The sequence below is a fragment of the Enhygromyxa salina genome, assembly GCF_002994635.1.
Taxonomy (GTDB): Bacteria; Myxococcota_A; Polyangia; order Nannocystales; family Nannocystaceae; genus Plesiocystis; species Plesiocystis salina_B.
The window spans coordinates 71,369-82,139 of record NZ_PVNL01000083.1; the positions used below are offsets into that span (position 1 = coordinate 71,369).

The following is a 10,771-nucleotide window of genomic DNA, read 5'->3' on the forward strand; positions in this document are numbered from 1 at the left end:
CGACATCTCACCAGCCCAGGCGCCCGCGCGTTCGTGCGGGCGCCTGCTTTGGTCAACTGCGCAGCTTGCCGAGCAGCTCCGAGTGGGCGGCCATCGAGTCGGCGTCGTAGGTGATCGAGTCGCCGGGCACCTGCAGGCAATAGCTGCCGTGCCCGTCGTTGCGGATCCAACGATCCCAAAACCCGGGCACCTGCTCCTCGAGATCCTTGCGCAAGCGGTTGAGCGCCTGACGGGTGCCGCTTTGAATCTCTGGCACGTCGAGCAGCGACAGATGTTGACCCGGCGCTCGCTTGGCGTGGACGGCGAGCCGACCGAACAGGCGAAACCGCTGCTCGGACAGCAGCAGCTCTTTGCCGTTGATCTCGAGGTTGCAGCGGCGGCGGTCGTAGGTGCCGATCAGGTGGATCGCGGGCGGACCTTGCTCGGGCCCAGGCTCGCGGGTGGCTCCGCCGGGTCCGCGCTCGCGGGCGACCGACCCCGTCGCGTCGGTCACGACCTCGTAGCGCTCCTCGCTGCGGCGCGCGAGCAGCTGCTTGATCGCGGCCTCGGGTGACTCCTTGCCGCCGTCGAAGGGCTTCTTGATGAAGTCATCGGCGCCCTCACGCAGCGCGCGGCGGCAGTACTCGTGGTCGTCGCCGTGGGCGGTCATCACGATCACCCCGGGCCGGCGAGCGTCGGGCAGCGACACGATCCGCTCGAGCAGGGTGAAGCCGATCTCGAGCCGCGGGAGCCGACCCTCACGCAGCGGGATCTTCAGATCCAACAGTATGTAGTCGAACATCGTGTCCTCGAGCAGCGCCAGCGCGTTCTCCTGCGAGCTGGCCGAGCTGACCTCGTGACCGAGGGACTCGATGGTCTCCTTGATGAGATCGAGCAACGTTGGATCGTCCTCGACGACGAGCGCCACCTGCTTGGTTCGGGCCATCGGGCACAGTATAGGGGCCAGGCTGGGGTGCGATTGATCCAGACCGGATCTCGGGGCGGATCGGGCGCTCGATCGCGGATCAGGCCGCGTGTCGGCGAAACCTGGAGATCGTCGACCAGCGCCGCGCGAACTTCACGCTCAGTGGTCTTTTGGCCACCCCCGCGGGCTCAGTCTTCGATCGTCGGAAACATGCAGATCACCGAGGTCCCGGCGTCGGGGGTGCTCTCGATCTCGAACGTGCCATGACATTCGCGCTCGATGATCTTCTTGGCCAGCGGCAGCCCGACGCCCGTGTGCTTGTCGTCCTTCTTGCTCGACACCATCGGCAGCAGCGCCTGCCGAATCTCTTCGGGCCCCATCCCGTAGCCGTTGTCTTCAACGCTGAGCCGGACCCACCCGCGGCGGGGAATGGTCGCGCTCAGCGTCACCCGGCCCTCGCCCTCGACCGCCTCGATCGCGTTCTTGGCCAGGCTCGACATCGCCTGCAGCAGGCGCACGCGTGGCGCGTGCACGCTGGTCGTCGACGGGATCCCCGCCTCGACCTCGAAGCTCACGCCCGGAGGGATGTCGAGGGCGTCGCGAACGATCTCCGCGACCTTCTCGAGCATCGCGACCACGGGCACGCCCTCACACTCGAGCTTGGGCTCGTCGACGAGCCGCTTGGTGTCGTCGAGCATCAGCTGCAAGAAATTGGTGCGCTCGCGGGCGATCCGCAGGGTCCGCTCATACACGTTCTTGCTGGTGTTGCTCTGCTCGAGGCTGGCGTGCAGCTTGGTCAGCGCGTCGAGCAAGCTCGCGACCACCGTGCGCATCTCGTGAGTGGTCTCGTTGGTCAAGAGCCGATATTTCTGGTCGGCGATCCGCTCGGCGGCGCTGGCGACCCGCTCGCCGTACGCCTCACGGAGCTTGCGCAGCTCGATCGTGACCTCGTCGATCTCGTCGGTCTTGGCCTGGTAGGCGAAGTCGAGCTCGCGCCGCTTGGCCGCCGACCCCCGCGCGGCCTTGGCCACGAAGCTGTTGTCGTCGGTGTCGAGCCGCGCCGCGATCACGGCGTAGTCGGGGTGCTCGAGGTACGCGAGCGCGCGCGCGACCAACAGCCGCACCTCCCACTTGGGATCTTCGCTGTAGACCAGCAACGACTCGGCGATCGCCCGGACTCGCTGGGCCGAGGGGTGGCTGTGCAGCTCATCGATCATCGCGCTCACGGCCGCGCTGCGATCGTTCCAGTTGCGATCGTCTTGCTGCTGCTTGGTCGCGGACTTCGGCTTGGGCTCGCCCTCGGCCCCGGCGTCTGCCTGCGCCCCGGCGTCGGTCTCGGACTCCGGTTCGACCGCTGGCTTGCCGCGCTTGGTGGACCGCGACTTGCTCGCGCCCTTCTTGCTCGACGCGGACGGCTTGCGCTTGCTGGGACGTGCGCTCATCTCAGTGTCCGTACCGGCGCTTGCGCTCGAGGAAGGCCTCGGCGCCGCCTTCGAGGATCTTCTCGATCTCGAATTTGACCTGTTCGACGTCGCCCCGGGTCCGCAGCTTGCCGTGCTGGCCGTCGGACTCGGTCACGAACACGGCCTCGGCGTCACCGAGCACGGGGATGTTGGGGTTGTGGGTCACGAAGATCAGCTGGCGCCGAGCTTTGACCTCGCCGATGTTGCGCACGACCGTCTCGTAGATGAACGCGTTGTCGAGGTTGTCCTCGGGCTGATCGATCAGCAGCGGGCGATCGCTGTCGAGCAGCAAGATCGGCAGGATCGTCGTGCACTTCTGCCCGGTGCTGAGCGTGGACGCGTCTTTGTAGGTGCCGCCGTCACGCAGCTCGATCTTCGGACGATCCTCGAGCTGCAGGGCCTCGAGGTCGAGCAGCAGCTTGCCGTCCTCAGCCCCGCGCAGGCGATCGATCAGCCAGTCGGCCTGCTCGTCACGAACCTCGAGGGTGGTCGCGATCTCCGACACGGCCGAGCGCTCGACCAGCCGCACGAGCTCGCGCGGCGGCATGTTCTGCTCGATCCGCCCAACCAGCGTGCTGTAGTGGCGGCCCTGGCCCTTGAGCGCCTCTCGCAGGCGGTCTGCATAGTCCCCGCGCTCACCGAACTGGGTGATGCTCACGCGGATGTCGGGCTCGAGCCGGGCCGTGATCTCGCGGGCGATCTTCTGGCGCAGCACGAACACCTTGTCGTGCAGCTCCGACAGCCGATCGAGCAGCTCGCCGCGCTTCTTGGTCAGCTCGAGCAGCTCTTTGCGACGCCGCTCGACCGAGCGGCGCTGCTCGAGCAGCTCGTTGAGTCGGGTCTGCAGTCGGGCCCCCTCGCGGGCCTGGGCCTGGGCGTCCTGGTGGGCGCGCAGCAGCTCGGTGTAGCGCTGCTCTTGGCCGCCGTGGGCCTCGGTCAGCTGGCGGTCGAGCTCCTCGACGCTCTGCCGGGCGTCCTCCACGATCTTGCGCGCGCTGGTGATCGCCCCGACCGCGTCGTTGCCGGCCGCCTCCAGCACCATCTGCAGGCGCTCGAACAGCTTGCCGTTCTCGCCCTCACTGCGCTCCACGAGCTGGCCAAACCCGCGGACCATCCGGGTCAGCGCCTCGAACTGATCGATGACCCCGGCCAGGGTGTCGTCGGTCCGCTTGAGCATCCGCTTTTCCTGGTCGCGGGCGCCCTTGAGCGCGACCTCGCGGTTGATGTCCTCGGCCTGCTCGCCGCCGACGTCGAGCGCCTCGATGCGCTTTTTGATCTCGGGGATCTCGCCGAGCATCTCCTCGCGGTCGGCGATCGCCTGACGCAGCTGGTGGATGTCGGCGCTGTTCTTCTCGAGCTGCGAGATCACGTCGCGGCGGGTTGGATCGAGGCCGGCGATCTCGTCGGCGACGAACTGATCGATGACCTCGAGCTGCGCGCGGGGGCTGATCGCGATGTCCTCGATCTGGTGCTGGCTGTAGAAGTCGGCCGCGAACACCTGCCCGCGCGACAGCGAGACCTCGACCGGAGAGCCGCGCTCGTCGGAGACCTCGGGCTCGCCCGAGCTGCCACGCACGACCCGGTACTTCATGCCGTCGCGGGTCTCGATCGTGACCTCGACGGTGCCGCGATCGAGGTTGGCCTTGATCAGCTTGGTCAGCTGCAGCTGCCGGGTGGGATCCGTGCTCTGGATCTGGCCGAGGCAGTAGCGGCACAGCTCGAGGATCGTGGTCTTGCCGGTGCCGCGGGCGCCGATGATGCAGTTGAGCTTCGCGGCGAAGTCGAGCTCGAGGCCGTCCCAGAATCCGCCGAGCACCGTGAGGCGGCGGATCTTGTGCGAGGCGCGGGGACCATCTTGCTCCGCTAGGATGTCGGCCATGGGCGAGAGAATACCCAGATTTTCATGCGGGTCGTGCGACCCGCGGAGATGGGAAGGTGCGTTCGAAGCTCGCCCCAGAGGGACCACACATGCGCGGCGTCTCGGGAGGGCGCGTCGGCTGCTTCAGCGCGAGCCGGGCGGGCGCGGGTGGGCAAAAGCTCACGGCCGGCGCACCACACAGCTCGGGCCGTTCGGGGCATTGTGGGGCGGTGAGCGAGTATCCGACCGTCCCCTTGTCGTTCTCGCGCCGGGCTGACGCCGAGGTGCGTGAGCGTGCCCACGCGTACTACGAGCTGATGCACCTGCGTCGCAGCATTCGGCAGTTCAGCGCCGATCCGATCCCGCTCGAGGCCGTCCGCGAGGCCATCCGCACGGCCGGGACAGCGCCGAGTGGGGCGCACAAGCAGCCGTGGCGGTTCGTGATGGTGACCGACCCGGCGGTCAAGCACGAGATCCGGCTGGCCGCGGAGGCGGAGGAGCGCGAGACCTACGAGCAGCGGATGAGTGACGAGTGGCGGGCCGCCCTGGCGCCGCTGGGGACCGACGAGCACAAGCCGTACCTCGACCACGTGCCGGCGATCATCGTGATGTTTCGGATCGACTACGACCTGCGGGCCGACGGGTCGCGCAGCAAAAATTACTACGTGCAGGAGAGCTGCGGGATCGCGCTGGGGATGTTGATCGCGGCGCTTCACAACGCGGGGTTGGCGACGCTGACGCACACGCCGAGCCCCATGAATTTCCTGGCCAAGATCCTTCGGCGGCCCAAGAACGAGCGGCCGTTCATGCTGCTCCCGGTCGGCTACCCGAGCGCCGACTGCCGGGTGCCCGACCTCGCGCGCAAGCCCCTCGATGAGCTCCTGATCGAGATCTGAGCGGCAGCGGGGCCTGGCGCGGTCGCCGAGGTCGAGTCGTGTTCGCGGCTGATTCACCCGCGCCGATCGTGGTATACGGGCGCCCGCACCATGCAATCGCTCGTCCGCAACATCCTCATCTCTGCCACCGTCACCGTTGCCGCAGTCACGTGCGGACTCGCTGTGGGCCTGGCCCCGAGCGAGGCGTTGGCCGGGCCGGAACAAGAACAGATCTGGTTTGGCACCGGCGTCGACTCGCTCGACACCGACGACAACGGCCAGGTCACCTCCGAGGGGGCCAAGACCAAGACCGACGAGGTCGACCGGATCCCCAGCGAGGAAGACTGGGAGCTCAAGCTTCACGCGCGCATGGGCAAGCATGCCGCCCAAGGTCCCGTCTACGTCGAGTTCTACCAGACGGTCCAGGACAAAGAGTACATCGTGCACCGCCACGAAGACGCGGAGTACGACGGCTCGCGGTTCTACACGGCGGTGCTCCTGCTCGAGGCCAACATCGGCTTCAACAAGGATCGCCAGTACCGCGTTCAGATCGTCCAGAACAACGGCAAGCGCGACCTGGTCCTGGCCAAGGGCAAGGTCACGCTGATCGACACCGGTCGCAAAGCCGAGGGCGCCGACGAAGAAGAGCCCGAGCCCGAAGACGACGAGGGCGAGGACGAGGACGAGGACGAGGACGAGGACGAGGACGAGGACGAGGCAGGGGCCGACGTCGCGCCTCCTCCGATCGAGGACACCCCAGCCAAGAAGAAGGGCTGCAGCGTGACCAGCGGTGGCGCGACCGACCTCGGCGCGACCGGGCTCGGGATCTTGTTGCTCGCCGCGACGATCCGTCGCCGCCGCGACGCCTGAGCTGACGCCACACTGCCCGGGCGGCCATGCTGCGCAGTGCTAACCTGCCGTGCATGCGCCGCCTCGTCGCGTTGTGTGCGGCCTCGGCCGTGTTGGCGCTCGGGTGCGAGGATCCGCCGATCGAGGAGCTGCCCGACCCCGGCGGACCCGGTGAGACGCTTGGGAGCGGGGATGGGTCGACCAGCGAGACTGGTGACGGCGACGGGGACGGCGATGGCGACGGCGATGGCGACGGCGACGGCGACGGCGACGGTGACGGCGACGGCGACGGTGACGGTGACGGCGATGGTGATCGCTTCGGCTTCGCGTCACCCGTGACCACCGAGGTGTTCGCGTTCAATGATCTGCAGCTCGGCGATCTCGACGCGGACGGGTGCGCCGACCTGGTGCTGTCGGGCACGGGCGCGCCCCCGCGGATCAACGTATACGCCAGCGACTGCGACGGCGGGTTTCTGGCGCCGCCGATCACCCACGAGCTCACCACCTTCACTGGGTTCGCGCTCGGTGATCTCGACGCCGATGGCCGCGCCGACTTGCTGCTGCAGTCCAGCGGCGCCCCGCCGCGGATCGACGCGCACCTGAGCAGCGCCAACTTTGGGCTGGGTCCGTCGACCACCAGCGAGGCCTTTACCTACGATCAACTGTGGGCGATCGACATGGACGGCGACGGACGCAGCGAGGCCCTCACGTCCCAGAGCGACGCGACCCCGCGGTCGATCAACAGCTGGACCGGATCGGGAGACGGGGCCTTGACCCTGCTCGCCAGCGCCGAGGTCGGCAGCTTCGACGCCGCCGCGGTCGGGCAGCTCGACGGAGATCTGTTCGGCGACGTCGTCACGGGGCTCGGCGACGTGCCCGTCGTCAACCCGTGGCTGGGCCAGGGCGACGGCAACCTGAGCAGCGCGGAGCTGTTCTGGCCGTTCACGTTCTCGATCATCGCGCTCGGTGACCTCGACGGTGACGGCCGCTCCGAGCTGCTGACCGACGTGCCCGGCAACGACTGGCGCGTCTCGATCTACGCCAACACGGATCGCGGCTTCTCGCCGACCGTGCACGACTTCGCGGGCGTCTCGTTCACTCGCCTGCGCAGCGCAGACGTCGACGGCGACGGCAGCGACGATCTGATCGTCACACCGACCGGAATGCCGCCGCGGGTGATCGTCTGGAAGTCCAACTAGAGCGCGTCGCTGAGCAGCCAGTACAGCACCACGAACGGGCTCACGTCGACAGCCAGGCGACGCGCAGGCCGTGCTGGGGCGCTGGGAGCCCCAGGTATTCGTGGCTGAGCGTCAGCGACAGGACGCCAGATAGGTAGGTCAGCACGGGGCCATGGCGAACGCCCAGCGCCGTCGCGTGGGGCCGTCGGGGATCGGCGTCGAGCCAGCCACGAGCGCGGCGCGATAGCTCCCGCCGATCGTCCAGGTGAAGTCGTTCACGTCCTGGAACAGCCCGAGCTCGAGTCCGAGCTCGCCGAGGTGACGGCGCCCGATCAGGCTGTCGAACCGGTAGCCGATCGCGGGTCGGAAGATGAACATCAAGTTGCTGTCATCGTGGGGCTTCGAATAGATCGACAGGCCGAGATCGAGAAACAGCGAGAAGCTTGGGCGGGGGCGGTGACCCAGGCGAAACAAGGGGCCGAGATCGAGGCGCAGCGACGGCAACAGCGGCTGATCATCATCGGAGGAGGACGCGCCGCGCTCGCGTGGCTTTGAAGGAGGCAGCGGTGTCTGCTGCGGCGGCCTGGGCGGCCGCGAGTCGGGCGGTATGTCGGCCGGTATGTCGGCCGGCTCGATCGCGGGCGGGGGCGTGGCCGACGGCTGTCCGGCGCGGGCCGGCGAGATTGGTGCGGCCAATCCCGCGCACAGTCCAAGCAGCGGTATCAGGCGCGTGAGGGTTTGGCGCACGGAGCTTTATCGCATGCGATGCGACTCAACCGCGATCATTTACTCGCCGGGCCGCGGCGCATCACGTGGTCAGAGCGGCGAACAGTTGGGAACGTGGATGAGACACAGTGGCTTGAATCTCTGGGTAACGAGACCCGCCACCCCGCGTAATGGGCCTCCACATGAGCCAGACCAGCGCCGACCCTCTGTTCCAACCTCTCGAGCTCGGCGCCCTGCGGCTGCCCAATCGGGTGTTGATGTCACCAATGACCCGGTCGCGAGCGCGACAGCCCGGCGACATCCCGACCGAGCTCAACGCCCGCTACTACGCGCAGCGGGCCAGCGCTGGGCTGATCTTCAGCGAGGCCACCCAGGTCAGCCCGCAGGGCAAGGGCTACGCGTTCACGCCCGGGATCCACAGCGACGAGCAAGAGGCGGGCTGGCGGGGCGTGACCGAGGCCGTGCACGCCAACGGCGGCCGCATCGTCATGCAGCTGTGGCACGTCGGCCGCATGTCGCACGAGGAATTCCACAATGGCGAGCCCCCGGTCGGGCCGTCGGCGATCAACGCCAACGCGCAGATCTTCCTTGGCGGCGAGCGTGGCTTCGCGCCCACCTCCACGCCCCGCGCCCTCGCGCTGGGCGAGCTCCCGGGCATCGTCGAGCAATTCCGCCAGGGCGCCGAGCGGGCCAAGCGGGCCGGGTTTGACGGCGTGGAGATCCATGGGGCCAACTCGTATCTCCTGCATCAGTTCCTCAGCGACGGCGCCAACCAGCGCACCGATGCCTACGGCGGCAGCGTCAGCAACCGGATCCGACTCACCGTGGAGGTCGCCGAAGCGGTAGCCAGCGTATGGGGCCCCGATCGGGTCGGCCTGCGGATCGGCCCCGGGCTCGGCGCCATGGGGGGCGTCACCGAGTCGGACCCGCTCCCCGTGTACACGGCCCTCACCGACGAGCTCAACCGCATGGGGCTCGCGTACCTCGACGTCATCGAGTACTTCGGCGCGCCCGACAAGCGCCCGACCGAGCCTGGCGATCTCCACCGTCAGATCCGTGAGCGCTTTCGCGGCGCGTATCTGGCCAACGGCGCGTTCACGGCCGAGACCGCCCGCCAAGCTGTGAAGAGCGGGCACACCGACGCCGCGATCTTCGGCGCGCTGTTCCTCGCCAACCCGGATCTGCCCGAGCGGTTCCGACGGGGCGCGCCGCTCAACCCACCGCAGCGCGAGAGCTTCTTCGGCGGCGACGCGAAGGGCTACATCGACTACCCCACGCTGAGCTGGGCGGAGACTTAGGAAGGGGTGCCCCCACCCGCGGCGTGAGGACTACAGTTGGCGAGTCGGCAGACCGTGGCATCGCGCCAGTAGCCTCCCCGCGGATGAACCCACAGCCCACCGACTCGCCGCGACATCGCAATGACGCCCTCGCTCGATTCCAACTATCCAATGACGACGGTTTACCGTCGATATTCCGCATACTAGCGACGCACGTAGGTTCGGGTATGAACCACGTTGTCACGCACAAACACCAGCTCGACGCGCTCGGCATGTAGAGCCTCGTTGGCCACATCGATCACCACCGCCCAGCTGTCGACCGGCTCGCCGGCGACCTCCGTGACCACGTCACCGTTCTCGAAGCCGAGGGCGTCACCAAGGTTACCCCGCACGATGCCAGCGAACGCCCAGCCGTCTTGCTCGCCGGAGGCGGCCATGTGCGGCGTCAGGTAGGTGCCGTCGGCCGCGAAGGTCGAGCTGTCGGCCACGAGGACCTGATCAATGAGCGCTTGCTCGACTTCGCAGCTGTCCCTGACACAAGTGACGAACTCGGAGGGGGTGAGGAGCGGCGCGTCGTCGCCAGTGGTCTCGTCGCCGGTCTCACCCGTCGTCTCGTCGTCGGTCTCGCCCATGGTCTCGCCGCCAGTCTCATCCACGGGGCCACACAGGTCCTTGTGCACGAGACAATTCCCGACGTGTTGAGGCTCGGTCAGGCTCTCCTCGCAGTTGTTGGACACGAGATTCATGATGTCCGCTTGTTCTTCGCAAGCGAGCAACGCGAGGGCTCGGAGTGCCTCATATTGTGGGCTGCCTTGGTTAGAAACGTCGGCGGCGCTGTCGGGGCCGAGACACAGGTTTCCTTCGGTGTTCTTGCCGTCTACCACGATTGCTTTGATCTCTCCGTCGACAGTGAGACCCTCGGCGCCATCCGCGGCGATTATCCAGGCCTCCCCACAGTCAGAAAACAACGGATTCGGCCCGAGACATCCGGCCATGAAGAGGACGGGCAACATTGCGAAGTATCGATTGGACGTGATGTTCATCTGATTTTTACTCTGGTTCTTCAAACGGTTGATCGGGATCGCAGTTTTGAAGTGCGATGATGTGTTCGGTGCATTCATAGTCCGCAGGTGGAGTCAGGTCTCCATTCTCCAGACTCATGAGGTAGACCTCGTACTGCTCACACTCGAGCCTCCCCACACAGAGAAAGCCCTCGAGGACCCGCGTGTCGCACTGGTTCAGCACGTCCCAGGTCTCCGCCGTCGAGCACTTCGTGATGCACTCCTCGACCGACGAGTAGTAGGGGTCCGGCGAGCACTCCGTCGTGACTGGACACGAACTCATGCATGCGTCTGCGATCAGCTCGCTGTAGTCGGGCTCGATCTGCCTGTCGGAACAACTGGCGAGGAGCAGCAGGATGGGAAGGATTCGTCGTTCAACGTTGGGCATCGGTCGTCTCGGTCAATGGAGAGCTCGCCTTGCGCTCGAGCACATGTGCATATGGCGTGCCGTCGCTAGTGTGCCTCACAACGGCCTGCGACTCGCGCTCGCGCTCGGCGGGGGCGAGCGAGTGACGAAAAATTCGTCAGCGGCGACGAGAATTTCGTCGACTGCCCTCTAACTGACTCAATTCAGCCCGCT

General features: G+C 67.2%; 10 protein-coding genes. 4 read left to right on the plus strand and 6 right to left on the minus strand.

What is annotated here, in order from left to right; all coding sequences use genetic code 11:
• Positions 1 to 52 precede the first annotated feature (52 nt).
• The 3 genes from ENSA7_RS21175 to ENSA7_RS21185 form a co-directional block, all read right to left on the minus strand.
• Positions 53 to 925: a response regulator gene (locus tag ENSA7_RS21175; RefSeq protein WP_106091131.1), complete on the minus strand. Its 873-nt coding sequence runs from the start codon at positions 923 to 925 to the stop codon at positions 53 to 55.
• Between the two features lie 167 nt (positions 926 to 1,092).
• Complete coding sequence (locus ENSA7_RS21180) at positions 1,093 to 2,346, minus strand: sensor histidine kinase (RefSeq protein ID WP_106091132.1); 1,254 nt, start codon at positions 2,344 to 2,346, stop codon at positions 1,093 to 1,095.
• 1 nt (position 2,347) lies between these two features.
• Positions 2,348 to 4,246: an AAA family ATPase gene (locus tag ENSA7_RS21185; protein ID WP_106091133.1), complete on the minus strand. Its 1,899-nt coding sequence runs from the start codon at positions 4,244 to 4,246 to the stop codon at positions 2,348 to 2,350.
• A gap of 209 nt (positions 4,247 to 4,455) precedes the next feature.
• Between ENSA7_RS21185 and ENSA7_RS21190 the strand changes: the two genes are divergently transcribed.
• The 3 genes from ENSA7_RS21190 to ENSA7_RS21200 all read left to right on the plus strand — a co-directional run bounded on the left by ENSA7_RS21190 (position 4,456) and on the right by ENSA7_RS21200 (position 7,148).
• Positions 4,456 to 5,121 (plus strand): nitroreductase family protein, encoded by a 666-nt coding sequence (locus ENSA7_RS21190; protein ID WP_244923859.1) that lies wholly within the window; start codon positions 4,456 to 4,458, stop codon positions 5,119 to 5,121.
• A gap of 90 nt (positions 5,122 to 5,211) precedes the next feature.
• The gene (locus ENSA7_RS43990) at positions 5,212 to 5,970 is read left to right on the plus strand and encodes an MYXO-CTERM sorting domain-containing protein (protein WP_181233962.1); all 759 of its coding nucleotides are present in this window, start codon (positions 5,212 to 5,214) and stop codon (positions 5,968 to 5,970) included.
• A gap of 53 nt (positions 5,971 to 6,023) precedes the next feature.
• Complete coding sequence (locus ENSA7_RS21200; RefSeq protein ID WP_106091134.1) at positions 6,024 to 7,148, plus strand: FG-GAP repeat domain-containing protein; 1,125 nt, start codon at positions 6,024 to 6,026, stop codon at positions 7,146 to 7,148.
• A 138-nt stretch (positions 7,149 to 7,286) separates the two neighbouring features.
• Here ENSA7_RS21200 and ENSA7_RS21205 read toward each other — a convergent pair whose 3' ends face one another.
• Positions 7,287 to 7,631 (minus strand): hypothetical protein, encoded by a 345-nt coding sequence (locus ENSA7_RS21205; protein WP_106091135.1) that lies wholly within the window; start codon positions 7,629 to 7,631, stop codon positions 7,287 to 7,289.
• A 404-nt stretch (positions 7,632 to 8,035) separates the two neighbouring features.
• Here ENSA7_RS21205 and ENSA7_RS21210 point away from each other — a divergent pair, with 404 nt between their 5' ends.
• The gene (locus tag ENSA7_RS21210; protein ID WP_106091157.1) at positions 8,036 to 9,151 is read left to right on the plus strand and encodes an alkene reductase; all 1,116 of its coding nucleotides are present in this window, start codon (positions 8,036 to 8,038) and stop codon (positions 9,149 to 9,151) included.
• A 182-nt stretch (positions 9,152 to 9,333) separates the two neighbouring features.
• Here ENSA7_RS21210 and ENSA7_RS42385 read toward each other — a convergent pair whose 3' ends face one another.
• Together ENSA7_RS42385 and ENSA7_RS21220 are read right to left on the minus strand one after the other, a co-directional pair.
• Positions 9,334 to 9,876: a PDZ domain-containing protein gene (locus ENSA7_RS42385; RefSeq protein WP_146157952.1), complete on the minus strand. Its 543-nt coding sequence runs from the start codon at positions 9,874 to 9,876 to the stop codon at positions 9,334 to 9,336.
• 304 nt (positions 9,877 to 10,180) lie between these two features.
• Positions 10,181 to 10,579 carry a hypothetical protein gene (locus ENSA7_RS21220; protein WP_106091137.1) on the minus strand — a complete coding sequence of 133 codons (399 nt, stop codon included), beginning with the start codon at positions 10,577 to 10,579 and terminating at the stop codon, positions 10,181 to 10,183.
• Positions 10,580 to 10,771: the final 192 nt, after the last annotated feature.

Coding starts and splice junctions, on each gene's coding strand:
- ENSA7_RS21175 (WP_106091131.1), bottom strand. CDS start 925: ATGGCCCGAACCAAGCAGGTGGCGCTCGTCGTCGAGGACGATCCAACG.
- ENSA7_RS21180 (WP_106091132.1), bottom strand. CDS start 2,346: ATGAGCGCACGTCCCAGCAAGCGCAAGCCGTCCGCGTCGAGCAAGAAG.
- ENSA7_RS21185 (WP_106091133.1), bottom strand. CDS start 4,246: ATGGCCGACATCCTAGCGGAGCAAGATGGTCCCCGCGCCTCGCACAAG.
- ENSA7_RS43990 (WP_181233962.1), top strand. CDS start 5,212: ATGCAATCGCTCGTCCGCAACATCCTCATCTCTGCCACCGTCACCGTT.
- ENSA7_RS21200 (WP_106091134.1), top strand. CDS start 6,024: ATGCGCCGCCTCGTCGCGTTGTGTGCGGCCTCGGCCGTGTTGGCGCTC.
- ENSA7_RS21210 (WP_106091157.1), top strand. CDS start 8,036: ATGAGCCAGACCAGCGCCGACCCTCTGTTCCAACCTCTCGAGCTCGGC.
- ENSA7_RS42385 (WP_146157952.1), bottom strand. CDS start 9,876: ATGAATCTCGTGTCCAACAACTGCGAGGAGAGCCTGACCGAGCCTCAA.
- ENSA7_RS21220 (WP_106091137.1), bottom strand. CDS start 10,579: ATGCCCAACGTTGAACGACGAATCCTTCCCATCCTGCTGCTCCTCGCC.